Source organism: Nocardia sp. NPDC052112 (assembly GCF_040680135.1).
In the GTDB taxonomy this organism is placed as follows: Bacteria; Actinomycetota; Actinomycetes; order Mycobacteriales; family Mycobacteriaceae; genus Nocardia.
Genome location: NZ_JBFAWD010000045.1, coordinates 12,959 through 34,071 on the forward strand (window position 1 = coordinate 12,959; position 21,113 = coordinate 34,071).

The 21,113-nt window shown below is 66.5% G+C and carries 19 protein-coding genes and 1 pseudogene; 9 read left to right on the top strand and 11 right to left on the bottom strand.

Going from position 1 to position 21,113, the window contains the following annotated elements; all coding sequences use genetic code 11:
• Positions 1 to 42 precede the first annotated feature (42 nt).
• Together AB0L58_RS41545 and AB0L58_RS41550 are read left to right on the top strand one after the other, a co-directional pair.
• Complete coding sequence (locus tag AB0L58_RS41545) at positions 43 to 1,296, top strand: ABC transporter permease (RefSeq protein WP_364396822.1); 1,254 nt, start codon at positions 43 to 45, stop codon at positions 1,294 to 1,296.
• Between the two features lie 43 nt (positions 1,297 to 1,339).
• A complete protein-coding gene (locus AB0L58_RS41550; RefSeq protein WP_364396727.1) occupies positions 1,340 to 2,356 on the top strand; it encodes an acyl-CoA dehydrogenase family protein in 1,017 nt (338 codons plus the stop codon).
• Between the two features lie 119 nt (positions 2,357 to 2,475).
• Here AB0L58_RS41550 and AB0L58_RS41555 read toward each other — a convergent pair whose 3' ends face one another.
• From AB0L58_RS41555 to AB0L58_RS41570, 4 genes are all read right to left on the bottom strand, one after another.
• A complete protein-coding gene (locus tag AB0L58_RS41555) occupies positions 2,476 to 2,871 on the bottom strand; it encodes a sterol carrier family protein (protein WP_364396730.1) in 396 nt (131 codons plus the stop codon).
• 327 nt (positions 2,872 to 3,198) lie between these two features.
• Positions 3,199 to 3,888: a hypothetical protein gene (locus AB0L58_RS41560; RefSeq protein WP_364396733.1), complete on the bottom strand. Its 690-nt coding sequence runs from the start codon at positions 3,886 to 3,888 to the stop codon at positions 3,199 to 3,201.
• Between the two features lie 221 nt (positions 3,889 to 4,109).
• Positions 4,110 to 4,679, bottom strand: coding sequence for a CPBP family intramembrane glutamic endopeptidase (locus tag AB0L58_RS41565; protein WP_364396736.1), 570 nt, complete (start codon positions 4,677 to 4,679; stop codon positions 4,110 to 4,112).
• Positions 4,680 to 4,747: 68 nt separating this feature from the next.
• On the bottom strand, positions 4,748 to 6,499 hold the full coding sequence (locus AB0L58_RS41570) for an alpha/beta-hydrolase family protein (RefSeq protein ID WP_364396739.1): 1,752 nt from the start codon (positions 6,497 to 6,499) through the stop codon (positions 4,748 to 4,750).
• A gap of 313 nt (positions 6,500 to 6,812) precedes the next feature.
• On the opposite strand from AB0L58_RS41570, the gene AB0L58_RS41575 reads away from it, so the two are divergent.
• Positions 6,813 to 7,103, top strand: a complete 291-nt coding sequence (locus AB0L58_RS41575) for a YiaA/YiaB family inner membrane protein (RefSeq protein WP_364396742.1) — start codon at positions 6,813 to 6,815, stop codon at positions 7,101 to 7,103.
• Between the two features lie 89 nt (positions 7,104 to 7,192).
• Here AB0L58_RS41575 and AB0L58_RS41580 read toward each other — a convergent pair whose 3' ends face one another.
• Positions 7,193 to 8,971 carry an alpha/beta-hydrolase family protein gene (locus AB0L58_RS41580; RefSeq protein ID WP_364396745.1) on the bottom strand — a complete coding sequence of 593 codons (1,779 nt, stop codon included), beginning with the start codon at positions 8,969 to 8,971 and terminating at the stop codon, positions 7,193 to 7,195.
• Positions 8,968 to 11,262, bottom strand: coding sequence for a phosphoribosylformylglycinamidine synthase subunit PurL (purL, locus tag AB0L58_RS41585; RefSeq protein ID WP_364396748.1), 2,295 nt, complete (start codon positions 11,260 to 11,262; stop codon positions 8,968 to 8,970). Before purL ends, AB0L58_RS41580 begins: the two co-directional genes overlap by 4 nt.
• Before the next feature lie 234 nt (positions 11,263 to 11,496).
• Here purL and AB0L58_RS41590 point away from each other — a divergent pair, with 234 nt between their 5' ends.
• Entirely contained in the window at positions 11,497 to 12,789 is a 1,293-nt protein-coding gene (locus AB0L58_RS41590) for a glycosyltransferase 87 family protein (protein WP_364396751.1), read from the top strand.
• 196 nt (positions 12,790 to 12,985) lie between these two features.
• On the opposite strand, the gene AB0L58_RS41595 is transcribed toward AB0L58_RS41590, so the two are convergent.
• Both AB0L58_RS41595 and AB0L58_RS41600 read right to left on the bottom strand, forming a co-directional pair.
• Positions 12,986 to 14,284, bottom strand: coding sequence for a M18 family aminopeptidase (locus AB0L58_RS41595; protein WP_364396754.1), 1,299 nt, complete (start codon positions 14,282 to 14,284; stop codon positions 12,986 to 12,988).
• 356 nt (positions 14,285 to 14,640) lie between these two features.
• Positions 14,641 to 15,066: a MarR family transcriptional regulator gene (locus tag AB0L58_RS41600; protein ID WP_364396757.1), complete on the bottom strand. Its 426-nt coding sequence runs from the start codon at positions 15,064 to 15,066 to the stop codon at positions 14,641 to 14,643.
• A gap of 51 nt (positions 15,067 to 15,117) precedes the next feature.
• Between AB0L58_RS41600 and AB0L58_RS41605 the strand changes: the two genes are divergently transcribed.
• The 3 genes and pseudogenes from AB0L58_RS41605 (at position 15,118) to AB0L58_RS41615 (ending at position 16,182) form a co-directional block, all read left to right on the top strand.
• On the top strand, positions 15,118 to 15,459 hold the full coding sequence (locus tag AB0L58_RS41605; protein ID WP_364396760.1) for an ABC transporter substrate-binding protein: 342 nt from the start codon (positions 15,118 to 15,120) through the stop codon (positions 15,457 to 15,459).
• Positions 15,460 to 15,482: 23 nt separating this feature from the next.
• A pseudogene (locus AB0L58_RS41610) lies at positions 15,483 to 15,932 on the top strand (ABC transporter substrate-binding protein); the annotation flags it as partial.
• A 100-nt stretch (positions 15,933 to 16,032) separates the two neighbouring features.
• Positions 16,033 to 16,182 (top strand): hypothetical protein, encoded by a 150-nt coding sequence (locus AB0L58_RS41615; RefSeq protein ID WP_364396828.1) that lies wholly within the window; start codon positions 16,033 to 16,035, stop codon positions 16,180 to 16,182.
• Between the two features lie 72 nt (positions 16,183 to 16,254).
• Here the strand turns inward: AB0L58_RS41615 and purQ are convergent, their stop codons facing one another.
• The gene (gene purQ / locus AB0L58_RS41620; RefSeq protein WP_364396763.1) at positions 16,255 to 16,932 is read right to left on the bottom strand and encodes a phosphoribosylformylglycinamidine synthase subunit PurQ; all 678 of its coding nucleotides are present in this window, start codon (positions 16,930 to 16,932) and stop codon (positions 16,255 to 16,257) included.
• A gap of 76 nt (positions 16,933 to 17,008) precedes the next feature.
• Positions 17,009 to 17,248: a phosphoribosylformylglycinamidine synthase subunit PurS gene (gene purS, locus AB0L58_RS41625; RefSeq protein ID WP_040686358.1), complete on the bottom strand. Its 240-nt coding sequence runs from the start codon at positions 17,246 to 17,248 to the stop codon at positions 17,009 to 17,011.
• A gap of 95 nt (positions 17,249 to 17,343) precedes the next feature.
• On the opposite strand from purS, the gene AB0L58_RS41630 reads away from it, so the two are divergent.
• On the top strand, positions 17,344 to 17,988 hold the full coding sequence (locus AB0L58_RS41630) for an MBL fold metallo-hydrolase (RefSeq protein ID WP_364396765.1): 645 nt from the start codon (positions 17,344 to 17,346) through the stop codon (positions 17,986 to 17,988).
• A 12-nt stretch (positions 17,989 to 18,000) separates the two neighbouring features.
• Here AB0L58_RS41630 and AB0L58_RS41635 read toward each other — a convergent pair whose 3' ends face one another.
• Entirely contained in the window at positions 18,001 to 19,365 is a 1,365-nt protein-coding gene (locus AB0L58_RS41635) for a dipeptidase (RefSeq protein WP_364396825.1), read from the bottom strand.
• Between the two features lie 253 nt (positions 19,366 to 19,618).
• On the opposite strand from AB0L58_RS41635, the gene AB0L58_RS41640 reads away from it, so the two are divergent.
• Positions 19,619 to 21,031: a glutamate decarboxylase gene (locus AB0L58_RS41640; protein ID WP_364396768.1), complete on the top strand. Its 1,413-nt coding sequence runs from the start codon at positions 19,619 to 19,621 to the stop codon at positions 21,029 to 21,031.
• The last annotated feature ends 82 nt before the right edge of the window (positions 21,032 to 21,113 follow it).

A 21,113-nucleotide genomic window follows, 5' to 3' on the forward strand; every position in this document is an offset into this window, starting at 1 on the left:
AGTGCGAGCACCCGCGGGTCGGTTACACGGTTTACCGCACGTATGTGGTTGGCCCCGATCGCGGTGCTGACGCTGTTCATGGCGCTGCTCGGCACGCTGTACCTGGATTACGTCGTCGATCCGGAGCAGCATCTGCACGACTTTCCGATCGCATTGGTGAACCAGGATGTCGGCGATACCGTCGGTGGGCGGCAGGTGAATTTCGGCACACAGATCACCGATGCCCTGCGGCAGGGTATTCCGGCGGACAAAGTCGATCTGCGAGTGCTCGGCATCAACGAGGCCGAACTGAAGATGCAGTCCGGTGCGGTCTACGGCGCGATCCTCATCCCCAGCGATTTCAGTAAGCGCCTCGGCATTCTCGGCGTGGGCAGTGTGGTGCCCGGTGATATCCAGCGCCCGACGCTGACACTGCAGACGAATCCGCGCAGCGGTGCGTTCGTCACCGAGATCGTCACCACCATCGGCACCCGGGCACTGACCCAGGTGAACGAGCAGGTCGGCAAGCAGCTGACCGATCAGGTGCGGGCACAGCTGACGCCACCGGGCGGCGGGGCCGCGCCCGAGCTGACGGGTGCGACGCGGGTGGCGCTCGCGGATCCGGTGCACATCGTCATCTCGCCGTTCCGTCCGCTGCCATCCGGCACCGGACAGGGTTTGACCGCGTTCTTCTACGCGCTGTTACTCCTGCTCGCCGGGCTCGTCGGCTCGATGACCATCCACACCATGATCGATGCCGCGCTCGGATTCGTGCCCACCGAATACGGGCCGTGGTACGTGCATTTCCCGGCCACTCCGATCTCGCGGTTCAATACGCTGCTGATCAAATGGGGTGTGATGGTGATCACCGCGAATATCGTCGCGGGCGTATTCCTCGCTGTGGCGCAGCTGCTCGATATGCCGATCGATCATCCGCTCACGTTGTTCCTCTACAGCGCGCTGACCATCATCGCCGCCGGGATCACCGGATTGTCCGTGCTCGCGGCGGCCGGCTCGGCGGGGCTGCTGATCAATCTGATCCTGTTCATCATTCTCGGGCTGCCCTCCTCGGGCGGCACCGTGCCGATCGAGGCGACGCCCAAATATCTCGGCTGGCTGGCGAAATTCGAGCCGATGCACCAGGTGTTCGTCGGTGTGCGCGCCATTCTCTACTTCGACGCGGACTTCCAGGCGGGGTTGGCGCGCGGGGTGTGGATGGCGGTGCTCGGGCTCGCGATCGGGCTGGTGCTCGGGTTCTTCATCACGCGGTACTACGACTACAAGGGGCTGCACCGGCGCGATCGGTCTCGCGGCTGAGGCGGGCCGCGACCGGGTTCGCGCCATGCACCAAGATGGTCACGTGAATTCGTGGATCGAACACGCGCACTATCTGGCCGATGAGATATTCGCCCCGCAGGCCGACGCGGTCGACCGCGGCGGCGAAATACCCGCGAGCCATTTCGACTTGCTCGCCGAATTCGGGTTCTACGGCGCGACCATGGCCGATGATATGGATATCGCCACCTTCACCCAGGCCGGCGAGATCCTGGTGGCCGGATGTCTGACGACCACCTTCGTCTGGGCGCAACATCTCGGGGTGGCACGGCGGATCGCCACCTCACCAAATCTCGAACTGCGCGAACGACTCACCGAGGACCTCCGGCACGGACGGGTGCGTGCCGGGGTGAGCTACGCGGGCGCGAACGACCAGCCCGGATTGATCGCGCGCCGCGTCGACGGCGGGTATGTGCTCGACGGCGCCGCGCCGTTCGTCACCGGGTGGGGTCTGGTGGACATTCTCGGCGTGATGGCGCGCGATGCCGACGACGAGGGATCGCTGATCAGCGTGCTGGTGCCCGCCGAACCGGGCCCCACGGTCCACGCCACCCCGCTCCCGCTCATCGCCGCCGACGCGAGCAAGACCGTGACGCTCACCTTCGACGGCGTCCAGGTGCCCGATTCCGCTGTGGACAACCGGATTTCGCTGCGTAGCTTCAACGCCTCCCTCATCCTGGCTGCCTGGCGCAACGGCGCGATCGCTCTCGGCATCGTGCGGCGCTGCCTCGGCGAACTCACACGGCTCGGCATCGACACCACCGCTTCGGCCGCCGAAGCCGCCCGCATCCGAACCGAACTCGACGATGCGCTCACCGGCCAGTCGGATGTCTACCTGGCCCGCGCCCGTGCCTCCGAACTCGCGGTCCGCGTGGCGACGGCTCTGGTGACCGCGGTCGGCAGCGGGGCAGTTACCCGCGGTAACCTCGCCGAGCGCTCTGTCCGCGAGGCCACCTTCACGCTGGTCTTCGGCTCCCGCCCGGCCATCAGGACCGCGCTGCTGGATCGCCTGACCCGAGCCGCCGACACCGTATACCCCTAGGTCTGCGAATCCTCTTATCTCCCAACGGAATTCATGCAACTCTGGGGCACAGTGGCCGTGAACGGTGGGCGAATCCCGAGCAGTCCGCACGTGGACGGTGCGACTGGCCAGGACGATCGTCATTCTGCGGTGGCACGTGTGATGGGCAGCCAGTGGGCCACTTCGCCGGTTCGGCTGCCGGAAGCGCTGACCGCGCCCGACGCCACCGCAACATCGAAGTCGAGAAGACCGGTGGCAAGCAAAAGCCAAGTGCGCGGATCGGTTTCGACGACATTCGGTGGTGTGCCCCTGGTGTGCCGTGGTCCCTCGATGCACTGCACGGCTACGAAAGGTGGGACGCGGACCTCGACGGAATGGCCGGGCGCTGAGGCGGCGAGGGTGCGAGCGGTGGTGCGGACCGCGGCGGCCAGTTCGGGCCGGGCGGGTGCGGGCGTCGAATCGTCGCGCAGCCAAGCACTGACCGCCGCGATTGCTGTCCGTAGTTCCGCCGGATCAACCTTTGCTTTTCCTGCCACGATGCCGAGAATACTGGGAGACGCCCGGCCCCAGCGCCCGCGCTCTTGGCCGAATCCGGGGAATCCCCGCCGGATCGAGCGAGAATATGCGCTGCGGCCCGAGTGTGGGTCGATCGCTCAGCGGACGGTGTCGAGCCGGACCAGCCGGGTACCCGAGAAGCCATCAGGCGACCAGCGGCACGCTGGTGAGCTGCCCTCATACGAGAAGTGGTTGTGCGCCATCGAAGATGACGCCGGTGTCGGCTATCAGGTGTTTGCACCTCGTTGATCATCGGCAGGGTGTCGCTGCCGACGACCAGACGAGAATGGGGTGGTGGGCGAGGCCCATCAGCTGGTGGCCGACCAGACGGTCACCACGGCCGTGTAGGCGTGGATGGCGTCGCTGACCGAAAGTTCGGTAATGAAGGCGACGCGATTGGCCGCGGTCTCGACGCAGTAGCTGCTGTTCTTGCTGATGGGTAGGGATTCGACGCCCTGGGTGGCGATGAGGTCGGCGCACTGTTGCCGGGTCGGCTTGGTCGGATCGCTCCAGGACGCGATGGTGGGCTGCACGGTGAGGAAGTCACCTCGCCGACCGTAGAGCGTGGCCTCGGCGAATTTCTTGGACGAAGAGTAGTTGTAGCTGGCCCACGTGCTGGCGCCATTGTTCCCGGATACCACCTTGGGCGGGACGGAGTCCAGGTCGAGGTAGGTCAGGTTGACCGTGCCGGACCAGCGAACCTCCTCCGACGAGGTCGATGTCGGGGAAGTAGCGGGCGCGGAGACAGTGGTCGGTCGGTCGGCGGGCTCGGTCCGGGCCGGTGGCGGGGACTGTGCGGAGGAGTTTCCGTCCTGCTTGGCATCGAAGAACTTGTCCGGTACAAGGATGATCAAGCCGACGATCAAACCGGGAATGACCGGCAAGAGTAACGCGCCGAGGACAGGGTGGCGACTGGCCCAGCTGCGCCGCTCAGGGGGAACTTCCTGCTGGGGTCGGGTCGAGTTCCGGGAATCCTCGTCGTGCTGGTCGTCCCCCATGATGAGCCTGGTCTCCTTTGCCGTGGCCGACGAAAACCTCGCGCCTGTGAGTGTCCCGAGCACTGAGTACCGCAGCCATGCTGGTAGAGCGCCCTTCAATTGTCAATGGCGGCAACGAGTTCGGTCGTCACGGTCAAGTATGCGCGTCCGGCCCGTTGGCGCCGGGATGGGCGGTTCGGCCACGAGCTGGGAGCCGCTACGTGACAGCGGCTGAAAGCCGGTCAACTGCTCGGCGAACCCGCCACGGCGAGGTACGGCGCGAGCGCGCCACCGGCGTTCACGGCGAAGTGCAGCAGAGCGGGGGCAGTGGCACTGCCGGCGCGGCGGCGCAGCAGGTCGAATAGGACGCCACCGGCAGCGGTCGCGGCAATCGATGCGGGAACGCTGTCGCCTGCGGCGCGTGCGGGATAGATGTGCCAGAGGCCGAAGGTAACTGCTCCGATCAACGCACCACCTCCTGCCCCGAACTCGTCATCCAGCAACGGGTTCAATGTCGCGCGGAAGATGAGTTCCTCGCTGTAGACGGTTCCGATCGGGATGTGTACCGCGACCCACTCATCAAGCGGGACGTCCGGAGCCCGGTCCGCGAATCCGCCGATGCGCTCGCGTATCGCCGGAATGGCCACGGCCGCACCATAACCGGCGGCGACCACGCTCGCCGCGGCGAGTCCGTATCCGAGTCCCCGCGCGGAGAACCAGTTCGGTCGGCCGCGAAATACCAGCGCGTAGCCGGTCGCGAATCCGACATTGGCAGCGGTACGACCACGCAGCTCGAGCTGCAAGCGCGGCAACGCCCAATTGCTCCATGCCAATGGAACACCAGCTGCGACAGCCGCCTTCGCGACCCGCCCGAATAATGTCATTTGATCTCGCGCTCGTAGTCCTCGGCGGCCTCGATCTGGGCCCGGATCTTGTCGGACTGTTCCACGGTCCAATCCGGTGGTGCCGCAACGGCGATCCAGCCGTCCAGTACCAGACTGCCGTACCGATGGCCGTGTCCGTCGGTGACGCCCTGGGCGTTGGACAGGTCACAAGTCACCTGCCAGAAGGTCACGAACGGCCACCAGCGCATCTGCGAGGACACGTCGGAGCCGCGGGGTTCGGAGAGCCAATCCGGTTGGGAGAAAATCAGATCCGAGGACCACCAGACGATCGGGTCGGAGGCGTGCTGCAGATAGGCGATGCGCGGGGCGCGCCATTCGGTCTTCGGGCGCGCGAGATCGGCACTGTCGGAGGCGAATCGGACCACGAGACCGTCGGCGTACATCGGTTCGACCTCGCGTGATCCGGGATCGCGGCGCGAAACGAACTGCTCCCACAGTCGATTCGAATTCGGCGGCCCGACCCACAGCGCACCGTCCACCTTCGAGCGCAGATCGGCGAGGCCGTCGAAGGCCGCCTCCGACCCCTGCGAGCCCAGGCTCTCGCCGTACACGAACAACTTCGGCCGCGCCCCCTCCGGCCGCGCCGACCAGTGCGCGTACACCGCGTCGAACAGCTGCTTGCCGGCATCCGATGCCTTGCCACGGTCCGCGAGGAAGGACAGCACGCTGGGCAGATACGAATACTGCGAGGCCACGATGGCGGTATCGCCGCCGTACATGTATTCGATGGCACCGGCCGCCATCGAATTCACCCAGCCGGTGCCGGTCGTGGTGACCACTACCAGCACCTTCCGGTCGAAGGCACCCGTGCGCTCCAGTTCGGAGACCGCGAGATCGGCCCGCGCGGCACCGCTCTGCGCCGACTCCAGCCCCACATACGCGCGGATCGGCTCGCGCGCGGGCTTACCGGTGATCGAGGTGATCCGGGCAGCGGAGGGACCGTGCGAGACGAACCAGCGGCCCTCGAATCCGAGCGAATCCCATTTCGCCAATGAGGCCGGACTGCCCGACCGCTCGGGCTGCACCGGCTGGACCGCATTCGGTGAGGTGTGATCGTTCTGCACGCTGAACGCGGAGTTGGCCACCGCGAAGAAGGCGCGCGTGGCGACGCCGTTGAACAGCGTGACGGCCAGGATCACCAGGACCAGGAAGCCGGCCGATGGCGCCAGCTCGCGCGGCACCCGCACCCAGCGGTTGAGCTGGCGGGCCAGGAACCGGATGATCTCGCGCAATGTCCGATAAGCCGCGACCACCCCGGTCCCCACCGCGATACTGAGCAGTCCGGTGCGCAGATACGCCGGGGTGGTGGTGCCCTCCATGCCCATCAGCGCGGTGATCTCGCGCTGCCAGCGCGCCGACTGCACCAGCATGAGGGCCGCGGTGACCGCGGCGGTGAACAGGATCGCCGACTTCACCGCATAGCGCACCCAGGTCGGCGGCGGCGCGATCCGATCGCGCAGCAGCTTTGCCAGCCGCGGCCGGGCCCACAGGTGGAACAGCCACTCCAGCACACAGCCGAGGCCGTAACCGAGCGCGGCATTGATACCGCTGATCAGGCCCTGGAACAGCCAGTCGCGCGGAACCAGCGACGGTGTCACCGACAGCGCGAAGAAGATGGTCGCGAAGATCAGTCCGACGTAGTTGAGATCGATAATGTCCTCGGCGCGCCGCACCGCCACAATGCCGCGTGCACGCAGCTTCGTCAGGGTGGGGTCGGAGTCGAGCATCGGTCAGCGAGACGGCGCGATGCCCAGATCGTGGCGGTCGGGATCGGGCACGGGCGACGACGGGTCCGTATCGATCTTCACCCGACCAGTATGCGGGTGCATTTCGATCAGCGGGAGCGTTGGCGCACCGCCACGCGGTATGGCTGGCACAGATCACAGTGCCGTCGGTGGTGGCGCTGCGCCGCGACCGACCGATTGGATTCGCGAATCATCCTGCGGCAGTGACCCTTACCGCGAGGTCCGGCAACTACCCATCCCGCTCGAGTAGTTGTACGCGGTCGCATCGCGCGCCGAATCCGCAGACTCGGTACCCATGAGCACTCCCAATGCCCAGCCGAAAACCACATCGGCCTTTCTCGCGCAAGCCGCGATCGCGTTCGGCGTCAGCTTCATCGGGACCGGCGTCGGCATCTGCTATCTCCCATTGGATATCGCGCAGCGCGGCTTTCTCGGCATGTCCGTGCTGTTCCTGGTGTCGAGCACCTTCACGCTGGCGAAGGTGGTTCGCGACCAACAGGAGGCGGCGACCATCAGCCGCCGCTTGGACGAGGCGCGGATGGAGAAACTGATCGCCGAGCACGATCCGTTCAAATCCGTGGCCTGAGGGCGCGCACCCGGGCGAGCTCGGCGACGAGGGGTTCGAGCCCGCCGGGGTGCGTAGCCTGCCGAATACCCATCAGTCCAGGTGGGGAGCTATTTCAATTGACGTTCACGAGCCGCGGATACCGCCAGATAATCGCGGATCCGCGCTGCCATATCGGCCGACCAATCCGGTGGCTGCGCGATCGCGGCCCACCCGTCGAGCACCAGATCGCCGTAGTTGTGCCCATGTCCGTCGCTGACCCGCTGGGCGTTGGGCAGATCCGCGGCGACCTGCCAGAACGTGGCGATCGGATACCACGCCATGCGCGAGGACACATCGGGACCGCGCCGCTCGCGCAGCCAATCCGGTTCGGAGAACAGCAGATCCGGCGACCACCAGACCACCGGATCGGAGGCGTGCTGCAGATAGGCGATCCGGGGCGGCAGCCAGGTATCCCCAGGCTTCCACAGGTCGCCGCGACTGTCGGTGAAGCGCACCACCAGTCCGTCGGCATAGGTCGGCAGGATCTCCGGTGTGCCGGGATCGCGGCGGGCGGTGAATTCGCTCCAGAGCCGGTTGGAATTCGGCGGTCCCACCCACAGCACGCCATCGGTGCGCGCGCGAATATCGGCCAGGCCGGTGAACGCGCCCTCGGAGCCCTGTGAGCCCAGACTCTCGCCATAGACGAGCAATTTCGGTCGCGCCCCTTGCGGCCGCGCCGACCAGTGCTCATAGACCTTGTCGAAGACCAGTTTCCCCATCCGGGTGGCCTTGTCCTTATCCGAAAGGAACGACAGCACGCTGGGCAGATACGAATACTGGGTCGCGGCGATCGCGGTATCGCCGCCGTACATCAGCTCGATGGATTCGGCACTGGTCGAATCGACCCAGCCGGTGCCCGTCGTCGTCACCACCACCAGCACCTTGCGCTCGAACGCACCGGTGCGCTCCAGTTCCGCCGCGACCAACTCGGCCTGGGCCTGCGGGCCGTCGGCCGACTCCAGACCGGCGTAGACCCGAATCGGTTCGCGCGCTGGCTTTCCAGTGACCTCGCTGATCTGCGCGGCGGTCGGCACGAACGATACGAACCAACGGCCCTCGGAGCCGAGGGTGTCCCAGGCCGCCAACGAATTCGGACTGCCGGAACGCTCGGGAAGTTGCGGCTGCACGGCATTCGGCGAGGTGTGCCCGTTACGCACGCTGAAGGCCGAGTTCGCCACATCGAAAAAGACTCTGGTGAGAACGCCGTTGAACAGCAGCACCGCCACGACGACCACGACGAGCACGCCGGTCGGGACGGCGAGTTGGCGCGGAAAGTGGGCGCGCCGGATCAACTCGAACGCGATAGAGCGGACGATCCTGCGCAGGGCACGAAACACTCCGATGGCAATCGCACCGACCGCGGCGCTCAACGCACCGGTGCGCAGAAAGCTGGAGGTCGTGATCGGTTCCATGGCCATGAGCGCGGTGATTTCGCGCTGCCACCTGGCCGACTCGACCAGCAGAAACACCGCGACGCCGAGGCAGGCCAGCACGATCGTGGTCTTGACCGCGCCCGAGAGCCACTTCGGCCGCCGCGCCCACAGTCGCGTCACCGATGCGGGCAGTCGAGCGAGCTTGCGACGCAACGGCTTGCGCAACCACTTGCGGTACACCCACTCGAACAGACAGCCGACGCCGTAGCCGATGGCCGCATTGATACCGCTGACCAAACCTTCGAACAGCCAATCACGCGGCAGCAGTGAGGGCGTCAGCGACCAGCCGAAGAACACCGTGGCCACGATGAGGCCCACATAGTTCGGATGGAAGAAGCGCTCGACGGTGCCGACGATCTTGCCGACGCCGTCGCGTAGGACTACCGAGACTTCACGAGCCTCCGGTGTGCTCAAACGGCACTGGCCCCGAACAGCTTCGGCAGCGTGCCCTCATGCGCCTCGCGCAGATCGTGCAGCGTGATCGAGAACTGGCCCTGTACCTCAACGGAATCCGAACCCTGGTCGACCACACCGATGCGCACCCACGGCAATTCGCGCGCGGTGCACATCTTGGTGAACCGGGTCTCCTCCGAGCGCGGCACCGCGACGAGCACCCGGCCCGCCGATTCGGCGAACAGCTGCACGAATGGATCCGAACCCTCGGGCAGCAGGACACGGCAGCCGGTTTCACCCGCCAGCGCGGCCTCGACCACGGTCTGGATCAGACCGCCCTCGGAAAGGTCGTGCGCCGCACTGATCATGCCGTCGCGCGAACCCGCGGTCAGCACCTCGGCGAGCAGCTGCTCGCGGGCGAAGTCGACCTTGGGTGGCACACCGCCGAGATGATCGTGCGCGACCTGCGACCAGATCGAGCCGCCGAATTCGTCGGCGGTCTCGCCGAGCAGGATCAGCGTCTCGCCCGGCTCCAGGCCGAGGCCGGTCGGGATGCGCCGGTGCACATCGTCGATGACGCCGAGCACGCCCACCACCGGCGTCGGCAGGATGGCGTCCTGACCGGTCTGGTTGTAGAAGCTCACATTGCCGCCGGTGACCGGAATGCCGAGGGCCACACAGCCGTCCGCGAGACCGCGGACCGCCTGCTGGAACTGCCACATGACGCCCGGATCCTCGGGCGAACCGAAGTTGAGGCAGTTGGTGACGGCCTTCGGCGTCGCGCCGGTGGTGGCCACATTGCGGTAGGCCTCGGCCAGCGCGAGCTGCGCACCGGTGTAGGGGTCGAGTTTGGTGTAGCGGCCCGACGCGTCGGTGGCCAGCGCGATGCCGCGACCGGACTCCTCGTCGATCCGGATGACACCCGCGTCGGCATGTTCGGCGAGCACGGTATTGCCGCGGACGTAGCGGTCGTACTGCTCGGTGATCCACCGGCGGCTACACAGCTGCGGGCTGGCGACCATCTGCAGCACGGTGGTGCGCAGTTCCTCCGGAGTCTTCGGGCGGGGCAGCGTGTCCGGGGTGTCGGCGATGAGCGCGTCCTGGAAATCCGGTCGCTGCACCGGGCGCTCGTACACCGGCCCCTGATGCGCGACGGTGCGCGGCGGCACATCGACAACGGTCTCACCGTGCCAGCTGATCACCAGCCGGTCGCCATCGGTGACCTCACCGATGACCGTGGCCAGCACATCCCACTTGTGGCAGACGGCCATGAACGCGTCCACGTTCTCCGGCGTGACCACCGCGCACATGCGCTCCTGCGATTCGCTGGAGAGCACCTCGGCCGGGGTCATGCCCTTGGCGCGCAGCGGCACCTTGGTCAGGTCGATATGCATACCGCCGTCGCCCGCGGCCGCGAGCTCGGAAGTGGCGCAGGACAATCCGGCACCGCCGAGGTCCTGGATACCGACCACCAGCTTGGCCGCGTACAGCTCGAGACAGCACTCGATGAGCACCTTCTCGGCGAACGGGTCGCCGACCTGCACACTCGGCAGCTTCTTGCGGCCGGTCCCGGACTCGTCACCGGAGAAGGTATCCGACGCCAGCACCGAAACACCGCCGATGCCGTCGAGGCCGGTGCGCGCGCCGAACAGAATGATCTTGTTGCCCGCACCGGAGGCGAAGGCCAGATGCAGATCCTCGACCCGCATCACACCCGCGCACAGCGCATTGACCAACGGGTTGCCCTGATACGAGGCGTCGAAGACGGTTTCGCCGCCCACATTCGGCAGCCCGAGCGAGTTCCCGTAGCCGCCGACACCGCGCACCACGCCGTCGACAACGCGCCGGGTATCGGGTGCGTCCGCCGCACCGAAGCGCAGCTGATCCATGACCGCGATGGGCCGCGCGCCCATGGCCATGATGTCGCGCACGATGCCGCCGACGCCGGTGGCCGCGCCCTGATACGGCTCCACGTAGGAGGGGTGATTGTGGCTTTCCACCTTGAAGGTGACCGCCCAGCCGTCGCCGACATCGACAACACCCGCGTTCTCACCGATGCCGGCCAGCATCGCGGATTTCATCTCCTCGGTGGTGGTCTCGCCGAAGTAGCGCAGATGCACCTTCGAGGACTTGTAGGAGCAGTGCTCGCTCCACATCACCGAGTACATGGCCAGTTCGGCGTCGGTGGGCCGACGGCCGAGGATTTCCTTGATCCGCGCGTACTCGTCGTCCTTGAGACCGAGCTCCTTGTACGGCTGCGGGGCATCGGGAGTCGCTGCGGCTGCGCTGACGGTGTCGACCTGCGGAGTCACGGAGTACCAGGGTCCTTTCGGGCCGGAGCGCGAAGCTGGGGATTCGCCATGAAGTTTAGCTGTGGCCCGTCGTGGGCAGCCGGTCGCATCGACGCGTCGCCCGGATCACCGGGTTTTGCGCGCGCCCGAACCGAATTCGAGGGCAGCGAATGTGATGCGGAACATGGTGCAGATCGGGCCGAATGCCTAGGGTCGGCCCGCCTTGCGCGACGTCGCGACCGCTACGCTTTGGCCGTGAACGATCGATCGGGGGTTGCGGATCCGGCGGAGCAGCCCGTCACCACGGCGAACACCCGGCTCGAACCCGGCTCGCCACGCCTATCGATGTCGAACCAGCAGGTGCGCTGGCTGCTGATCGCCGTGGGCCTGTTCGTCGTATCGGCCACCGTCTCACTGGTGGTGCACTGGTGGAACGGCTACATCGATCTCCAGGTCTATCGCAACGGCGCGCGCGTTTGGCTCGACGACGGTGAGTTGTACGGTCCGATGCCCCCGGTCGAAGGGATCGGACTGCCGTTCACCTATCCCCCACTGGCCGCCCTGTTCTTCGCACCGCTCGCGCTGATGCCGCTGGTGCTGGCCGAGGTGCTGGTGACCGCGACCTCGGTGCTCAGCCTCGGCATCACGCTGTGGCTGGTGCTCGCGCGGCTGCGCCCGACCCTCGAGCGGCGGACCATGCTGGCGCTGGTCATCGGTATGGTCGCGGTGGCGCAGATGTCCGAACCGATCCGGGCGACCTTCGGCTTCGGCCAGATCAATCTGGTCCTGATGGCCGCGATCGCCATGGATTGCCTTGTCCGCAAACCGTTCTGGCCGCGCGGCATGCTCATCGGCATCGCGGTCTCGGTGAAATTGATTCCGGCCGGATATCTGCTGTACTTCCTGCTACGTCGGGATTGGAAGGCGGCGGGCACGCTGATCGTCTCCGCGATTGTCGCGGTCGGACTCGGATTCCTGCTGTTCCCGGGCGATTCGGTCGAATACTGGTTCCACACCCTGTTCGATACCGGTCGCATCGGCCCGCCATACTTCGCGGGCAACCAGTCGATCAAGGGTATGGCCTTCCGTCTCGGGGTCTCCGATTCACTGGCCACGATGATCTGGATCGCGCTGTCGCTCATCGCGATCGCCCTCGCGGCGGTATGGATGCACCGGCTGATGAGAGCTGGCCAGCAGGTTGCCGCCCTGCTGGTGAACGCGGCCGCGGTACTGCTGGTGTCACCGGTTTCCTGGTCGCACCACTGGGTTTGGATCGCACCCGCCATGCTGGTCGCCGCCGACGCCATCGCCCGCGGCACCCGCAATCGCTGGCTCATCGGCACCGTCGCCGCCGGCACCGTGCTCTTCATGGTCGGCCCCCAATGGCTCCTGCCGCATTCGAAGGATCTGGAACTCGGCTGGGCCTGGTGGCAGCAGCTCATCGGCAGCAGCTACGTTCTCACCACCCTGGCGATATTCGTTGTCGCCGTCATCGAATACCACCCGACCGAAGCCGCAGAACGCGATAAGACCAGCGCAGCAGCCTGATCGGCGACGGCCTGCCGGGCCGCGAACAAGCGCGTGCGGAGCTCTCTTCGCCCGCTGGTGGCGCCTGCTGCCGAATGCGCCGCCGGCACCGAACGCCCTCGCGGCGGCATGCAGACCCCATCGTGGAATGTCGCAGCACGGCCTCGCCGATTCGGCGGTGGGCGCACCCAGAGTGGAGCCCTGGCCGCCCTGGCGCCTAGGAGTCGAGCGGGGCCGGGGTCAGGAAGGCCGCAAGCGCGGCGGCGTAGGCCGAAACATCTTCCGCGCCCATGATTTCGCGTGCGGAATGCATGGCCAGTTGTGCGGCACCGACATCGACGGTCGACATGCCGGTGCGGGCGGCGGTCATCGGGCCGATGGTGGAGCCGCACGGGAGATCGGCGCGGTGCACGTAGCGCTGCAGGGGGACCCCGGCTCGGTCGCAGGCCAGGGCGAAGGCGCCCGCGCCTGCCGCATCCGTGGCGTAGCGAAGATTCTGGTTGACCTTGAGCACCGGACCGCCATTGACCTCGATGCGGTGCGCGGGCTCGTGCCGGTCCGGATAGTTGGGATGCGTCGCATGCGCCATATCGCCCGAGGCACAGACGGATCCGGCCGATGCGGCCAGGTATTCGGCGCGACCGCCGCCGCGCGAGAGCACAATGCGCTCGAGCACCGTCGGCAGCAGATCGGACTGCGCGCCCCGGTCGGACTGACTGCCGACCTCCTCGTGGTCGAACATCGCCAGCACCGGAATGGCCGCACCGGGTTCCTCGATCGCCGCGAGGAAGGCGTGCAGTCCCGCATAGCAGGTGCCCTGATTGTCCAGGCGCGGCGCGCTCACCAGATCGCGATCCCGGCCCACCAACCGGCTCGGTGCCAGATCATGGGTCATCAGCTCCCAGCCGAGGACCGCCCGCGGATCGACCTCGGCGTATTCGGCGACGAAATCGAGGAACGAGCGCGGCTGCGCACCCAGGCCCCAGATCGCATTGACGTGCCGCTGCGGATCGAGGGTGACACCACGGCGGTCCTCGGACAGGTGTATTGCCAACTGCGGCACCCGCAGCATCGGTTCATCGATGCGAACCAGTTGGTCGCGCACCGCGTTTCCGTCGCGCACGCTGAGTCGTCCGGAGATGCCGAGCTCCCGGTCCAGCCACGAATTCAGCCAGGCCCCGCCGTAGGGCTCCAACCCGACCAACTGCCAGCCCACCGCGGCCAGATCCGGATGCTGCTTCACCCGCAGGTTCGGACTGTCGGTGTGCGCACCGACCACCCGGAATGGCGTCACCCCCGTGGAATCGGCCGTCGCCCACGCGACCAGCGAACCGCCCCGCACGACGTAATGGCGGCTCGGACCGTCCGAGGGCCACGACGCCGACTCCGCGAGCGGGGTGAAGCCATGGGCGTCCAATTCTCGCGCGACCGTCCGGCACACGTGGAACGGCGACGGTGCATCGTCGATGAAGGCGCACAACCCGGCGGCCGTGGCAGCGGTAGTGGAAACGGGCATGCCTGCGATCCTAGGCACGCCTGCGACGGACCTCGGGATCCGATCGGCTCGAGCTCGAACAGATCCCGTATCTGCTGGTGCGCCCAGCGCGGATCATCGATATCGCCGCCCGCACGCAACGAGAACCGGATGGTGCGAATCCCGTTCGACTCGGAGCCGCATTCCGCCGACCTTCCGTCCCGATCGATCAGCGCCGAATCGCCACTGTCGGAGTGCGCGTCGACGAACCCCTCGCGTCGAATACTTCCATTCTGAACATAACCATAAGAATGGATATTCACGTGCCCGCAGCAGCAAATCCGATATTTATTCGGATTAATTCATCCGACGACTGAGGCTGCCCTTACCGATGTGAACTACTCGGCGGAAACGAGTTCGAGCAAACGCATCAGCTCGGCATAACGCCGTACGCCGATACGCGAACGCAACTCCTGTTCGGCGCGTTCCTCCTCGGCGCGCACCGCGTCGACCAGGTCCGAACCGAGCCTGCTCAGGCCGATCAGGATACGACGGCGGTCGTCCTCGGCGGCCACCCGGAAGATCAGACCGCGTTCGGCGAGTGCGTCGGCATGCCTGGTCGCCGACGACGGCGGCAGCTGTGACCTGGCCGCGAGCTCACTCATGGTGACCCCGAACTCGGTGGACAGATTCGACAGCATCGACCATTGATCGGCCGTCAGTTGCCTGGCGCACAGGGCGGCGTCGAGATGCGCCAGCCAACGCCGTTCCGCAGCACGCAGCGCACCATGCAGCGTGGAATATCCGCTTACAACGGTCGTCATTATTTCCCGCCCTGCCATGAATTTTCGCTCGAACGAGAAGAAGAGTACCGAATGTCAGCGTTCGGCGAGAGCCCAGACGGCACGATCGAGATCCTGAACATAGTCCCGATGCAGGGACCGGGCGGTATCGTCGCGGCGTCGTGCGATGCGGCGATTTCCCTCGCCGTCGACGAAATCAATGCTGGCGCCGGATTTCTCGGCCGCGAAATTCATACTACGAATATCGATGGCGGCCGGAATCCGCACGAGGTCGCCGATGAGGTTTCCGCGCTGCTCGCCACCGGAATGGTGCACGCGATCACCGGCTGGCACACCTCGGCGGTGCGATCGGCCGTCGCGCGCGCCAATGCCAGTCGGGTGCCCTATGTTTCGCCACCGGACACGAGGGCCTGACCAATGAGCTACCCGGGGTGCTGATGCTCGGGGAGCATCCGGCGGGCCAGACCTTGCCCGCGGTGCACTGGCTGGAGCGCGAATACGGTGTGCGCCACTGGGCGATCATCGGCAACGACTACATCTGGCCGCGCGAATCGGCCAAGGCGGTGCGCCACAGCCTGGGCGATCCGAGCACCTTGGTGCTGGAGCGTTTCGTACCGCTCGGCGCACCTGACTTCGGGGAATTCCTCGACCACCCCGCATTGGATCGAGCCGATGCCGTCATGATCTTGATGGTCGGCGCGGATGTCTCCCGCTTCAACCGGCAGTTCGCCGACACCGGACGCGCCGACACACTGCTGCGCGTCAGCCCGGCCGCCGACGAGAACGTACTGCTGACCGCGGGTCCCGAGGCCAACCACAACTTCTACGTGGCATCGATCTTCTTCGTGGACCCGCACACCGATGACGGCCGCGACCGGAGGACCCGCTACCGCCGACTACACGGCACCTTTGCTCCCGCACTGACCAGCTTCAGCAATATGAGCTACCACCCTGCGCGCGATCGGCGAAACGGTCGGATCACTACGCGTGCCCGACGTACACGCGGTACTCGGTCGGGGCGTGCGGCTCGAAACACCCGGCGGTTCCCGAAGATTCCTCGGCAACCAGGCCCAACAGCACGGCTTTATCGCGCGGGCCGACGGCGTCGATTTCGACATCATCGCCCGCATCACTTGACCGGCGTCCGGCACGGCAATCACCACGCAGCGAGTCTTACGGGCGAGGAGTTCGCGCCGGAGGCGCGGCCCATTACGCAGCGATCAGGGTGTCCAGTACGGAGAGGAACAGGCCGAGGCCGTCGTCGCTCGGGCCGGTCAGCGGTTCGGTGGCATGTTCGGGATGCGGCATCAGGCCGACGATCCGGCCGTCGGCCGAGGAAATGCCCGCGATATCACGCTGGGAGCCGTTCGGATTGTCGCCCGCGTAGCGGAAGACCACCCGCCCCTCGCCCTCGAGTTCGTCGAGCACCCGCTCGGACGCCTGGTAGCGCCCCTCGGCGTTCTTGACCGGGATGAGGATCTGGGCGCCGGGCTCGAAGCGCGAGGTCCACGCGGTATTCGAGGTTTCGACCCGCAACCATTCATCGCGGCAGACGAAGTGCAGCCCCTCGTTGCGGGTCAGCGCACCGGGCAGCAGGCCCGCCTCGCACAGCACCTGGAAACCGTTGCAGATACCCAGGATCGGCAGGCCCCGCCCCGCGGCCTTGACGACCTCACCCATCACCGGGGCGAATCGGGCGATGGCACCGGCGCGCAGGTAGTCACCGTAGGAGAAGCCACCCGGCACGACCACCGCGTCGACCTGTTTCAGATCGGCATCGGCATGCCACAGGCTGACCGACTCGGCACCCGCCAGCTTGACCGCCCGAGCGGCGTCGACATCATCGAGCGTGCCCGGAAAAGTAATGACCCCGATCCTTGCGGTCATGACTGCGCCTCGCTGACGCTCGGCTCCGTCATGCCCGCAAGTGCGGCTGTGTTTTCGATTCGCTCGCTACGCTCGCTCATGCCGAGACCCGCACGACCTTCCAGTCCTCGATCACGGTGTTGGCGAGCAGCGCCTCGGCGATCTGTTCGAGCTCCGCGTCGCTGACACTGTCGTCGACATCGAGTTCGAATCGCTTGCCCTGCCGCACATCCGACACTCCGGCGAATCCCAGGCGCGGGAGCGCGCCGGCGATGGCCTGACCCTGCGGATCCAGGATCTCGGCCTTCGGCATCACCTCGACCACGACTCGTGCCACGCGTTGCTCCTCAAGTGGTGTTGGGGTTACCTGAGCAGCGTAGTTGTCCGGGTTGTCCGAGCCACGGTCGGGGTCGGGTCAAATAGCATGGCCCCATGCGCATAGCCCACTTCGGCCACTCCTGCATCCTCGTCGAATTGCACGGCAAGACGGTGCTGTTCGATCCGGGCACCTTTTCGCACGGCTTCGAGGGCATTACCGGCCTGGACGCCATCGCGGTCACCCATCAGCATCCCGACCATATCGATCCGAACCGGATCCAGGCCCTGCTCGACAACAATCCGAATGCGCGGCTGTTCAGCGACCCGCAGACCGCACAGCAGCGCGGCGAACCATGGGAGCCGGTGCATGCGGGCAACGTGCTCACCCTCGGCGATCTGCAGATCACCGGAGGCGGCGGCAGGCACGCGGTGATCCACCCGGAGATCCCGGTGATCGATAACACCGTCTTCCAACTCGGCACCCCCGACGACCCGGCCCAACTCGTGCATCCCGGCGACTCGCTCTGGGTGCCACCGGTGCCGGTCGGCGTTCTCGCCCTGCCGGCATCCGCACCGTGGATGCGCATCAGCGAGGCCGTCGACTACCTGCGCGCGGTCGCCCCCCGCACCGCCTTCCCCATCCACTTCGGCATCATCCAACCCGAAGCGCAGGGCATCTACTTCGGCCGCCTCGCCGAAATGGGCCCCGCCGGTACCGAATTCACCGTCATCGCCCCCGAGGACCAGCGCGAACTCTGATTTCCGGACGAGTCAGCGGCCCTGTTCGGTGTAGGTGGCGAGGAACAGGGCCTCGGCGAGGGCCATGCGTTCGATCTCGGTGGGGTCGACGCTCTCGTTGGGGGCGTGGATGAGGCATTTGGGTTCCTCGACGCCCAGCAGCATGATCTCCGCCCGCGGATAGGTGTCGGCGAAGACATTGCACAGTGGGATCGAGCCGCCCTGGCCCTGGGTGGTCGTCGCGCGGCCGTATGCGGCGGTGAGCGCGGCCTCCATGGCGGTGCGGGCGGGACCGCCGCTGGCCGACCGGAACGGTGCGCCGATCGACTCGGTCTCCACGGTGAGGTCGGCGTGCCATGGCGTATGTGCCCGCAGATGCGCGGTCAGCAGCTTCAGCGCCTGATCCGGATCGGTGCCCGGTGGAATGCGCAGGTTGAGTCGGGCCCGCGCGGCGGGCTGGATGGCGCCCGACGAGCCGACGACCTTCGGCGCGTCGATGCCGAGCACCGTCAAAGCCGGTCGCGCCCAGAGCATATCGGCGACGCTCCCGTCCCCGGTGAGTTCGACACCGCCCAGTACACCTGCGTCGGCACGGAACTGGTCCTCCGGATACTGCACACCGGTCCAACGCTGATCGTTGGGCAGACCGGCCACCGTGGTGTTGCCGTATTCGTCGCGCAAGGAGGCGAGCAGGTGGATGAGCGCGGCGAGCGCATCGGGGGCGGGACCGCCGAACATACCGGAATGCATTGGCCCGGCGAGGGTTTCGATGGTGACGACAACGTTCACACTGCCACGCAGGGTCTCGGTCAAGGTCGGCACGCCGATCGCGAAATTGCCGCAGTCGCCGACCAGAATCGCATCCGCTCGCAACAGCTCCGGATTGGCCTCGACGAATTGTTCGAGTCCACCCGTGCCCTGCTCCTCGGAACCCTCCGCGACCAGCGTGACCCCGAGCGGCAGCTCCGCGCCAAGGGCCCGCAGCGCGGTCAGGTGCATGACGATATTGCCCTTGCAGTCCGCGCTGCCGCGCCCGTACCAACGGCCGTCCTTCTCGGTCAACTCCCAGACCGGGGTGCGCCAGGCACCGTCGTCGAGCGGCGGCTGCACGTCGTAATGGCAGTAGAGCAATACCGTCGGCGCCCCCTTCGGGGCGGGACGCGAGGCGATGACGGCCTTACTGCCGTCGGGAGTTTCGTGCAGACCGACCTTGGTCAGACCCGCCCCGGCGAAGGCGTCGGCCACCCACTGCGCGGTCCGCTCGCACTCCTCCGGCGGGAACTGCCGCGGGTCGGCCACCGACTTGAACGAAACCAGTTGGGTGAGATCGGTTTTCGCCTGCGGCATCAAAGCGGCCACCCGCTCGCGCAGCACCGCGATCCGGGAGTCGTCGTTCATCTGCGAAACCTCGTTCATCGTCTGGGCTGCTCCTTCCCCACACATTTTCCGTTCGTCCCGGTCCTGCACACCGATGCGGCCACCCGCCCACTCTGGCATGAACCGCTCGGTGCACACGGAGAAATCAGCCGACCGATCGGTCTGTGTCGTCCGGATCGGAACACCGAAAATCCGGTCGCCGCTATGCCAAGCTGATAGACGCTGGTTGCCGCTGTTTCACAAACATCACGCGACCCTGTTCGGAGGCGGTTCGATGACAGAAGGACTTGAGCCCGACGACCTATTCGCACTGCCGGGCCTGCGCCGGTCGGCACCAAAGGCCGGATTTCCGATAAACGAGTTGATCCCGCAGGTCGCCTACGAGATCGTGCACGACGAGCTGATGCTCGACGGCGTCTCCCGGATGAATCTGGCGACCTTCTGCACGACCTGGGTGGACGACCAGGCCCGCAGACTGATGAACGAATCCCTGGACAAGAACATCGTCGACAAGGACGAATACCCGCAGACCGCCGAATTGGAGCGGCGCTGCGTGCGGATGGTCGCCGATCTGTGGCATGCGCCGAATGCGGCCAGCACGCTCGGCACCTCCACCACCGGATCCAGTGAGGCCGCGATGCTCGGCGGTCTGGCCGCCAAATTCCGCTGGCGCAAGCGTGGCGGCACCGGAACTCCGAATTTCGTCTGCGGCCCGGTGCAGGTGTGCTGGGAAAAGTTCGCGCGCTATTTCGATGTGGAGATCCGCCGGATTCCGCTGCGCGGGGACCGGCTGACCATGCATCCCGATGACTTATCCGCCTACTGCGATGCGAACACCATCATGGTGGTACCGACCTTCGGACAGACCTACACCGGTGTGTTCGAAGATGTCGCCGGGATCAGCCGGGCACTGGATCGGCTGCAGGACGTCAGCGGCCTGGATATCCCCCTCCATGTCGACGCCGCCAGCGGCGGATTCCTCGCGCCGTTCACCGCGCCGGATCTGATCTGGGATTTCCGGCTGCCACGGGTCAAGTCGATCAATGCCTCCGGTCACAAGACCGGGCTCGCGCCGCTCGGCTCGGGCTGGGCGCTCTGGCGCGAGGCCGCCGATCTGCCCAGGGAGCTGATCTTCAATGTGGACTACCTCGGCGGCAGCATGGCCACCTTCAATCTCAACTTCTCCCGCCCCGGCGGGCAGGTGATCACCTCGTACTACGAATTCATCCGGCTCGGCCACACCGGATACGCCCGCCTGCAGTCCCAGCTCTACCACGTCGCCCAGCATCTGGCCGAAGGCCTGCGCAAACTCGGTCCGTTCGAGATGATCCACGATGGCGATCCGCAGCGGGGCATCGCAGCGGTGTCGTGGCGACTGACCGAGGATGTCGGATTCAATCTCTACGAACTGTCGGATCGGCTGCGGACCAGGGGGTGGCTGATCGCCGCATATCCGCTGCCCGCCAACCGCGAACACGAGACGATCATGCGCGCGCTGGTTCGGCACGGGTTCAGCATCGATATGGCCGACATACTGCTCGCCGATATCGCGCGCGGTATGGAGCACCTGGCGAAGCATCCACAGACCGAACCACTCACCCGAGAGGAAGCGGGCGGCTTCACGCACAATGCGACCGCGGCCGTACCGAGCGCCAAGGCCGAGCCCGTCCGGCCGAGCACCGAATAGCGCTGGCGGATAATCGATTACCCTGCGCGCCGCCGCCCGATTACGCCATTACGGGCGGCGGCGCCTCGTGCGGCGGGTGCCG

Excerpts from the sequence above, each read along its gene's own strand:
- AB0L58_RS41595 (WP_364396754.1), bottom strand. The coding sequence starts at position 14,284 with ATGCCCGTTTCCACTACCGCTGCCACGGCCGCCGGGTTGTGCGCCTTC.
- AB0L58_RS41605 (WP_364396760.1), top strand. The coding sequence starts at position 15,118 with ATGTCAGCGTTCGGCGAGAGCCCAGACGGCACGATCGAGATCCTGAAC.
- AB0L58_RS41640 (WP_364396768.1), top strand. The coding sequence starts at position 19,619 with ATGACAGAAGGACTTGAGCCCGACGACCTATTCGCACTGCCGGGCCTG.
- AB0L58_RS41545 (WP_364396822.1), top strand. The coding sequence starts at position 43 with ATGTGGTTGGCCCCGATCGCGGTGCTGACGCTGTTCATGGCGCTGCTC.
- AB0L58_RS41575 (WP_364396742.1), top strand. The coding sequence starts at position 6,813 with ATGAGCACTCCCAATGCCCAGCCGAAAACCACATCGGCCTTTCTCGCG.
- AB0L58_RS41570 (WP_364396739.1), bottom strand. The coding sequence starts at position 6,499 with ATGCTCGACTCCGACCCCACCCTGACGAAGCTGCGTGCACGCGGCATT.
- AB0L58_RS41560 (WP_364396733.1), bottom strand. The coding sequence starts at position 3,888 with ATGGGGGACGACCAGCACGACGAGGATTCCCGGAACTCGACCCGACCC.
- purQ (WP_364396763.1), bottom strand. The coding sequence starts at position 16,932 with ATGACCGCAAGGATCGGGGTCATTACTTTTCCGGGCACGCTCGATGAT.
- AB0L58_RS41630 (WP_364396765.1), top strand. The coding sequence starts at position 17,344 with ATGCGCATAGCCCACTTCGGCCACTCCTGCATCCTCGTCGAATTGCAC.
- AB0L58_RS41635 (WP_364396825.1), bottom strand. The coding sequence starts at position 19,365 with ATGAACGACGACTCCCGGATCGCGGTGCTGCGCGAGCGGGTGGCCGCT.
- AB0L58_RS41600 (WP_364396757.1), bottom strand. The coding sequence starts at position 15,066 with ATGACGACCGTTGTAAGCGGATATTCCACGCTGCATGGTGCGCTGCGT.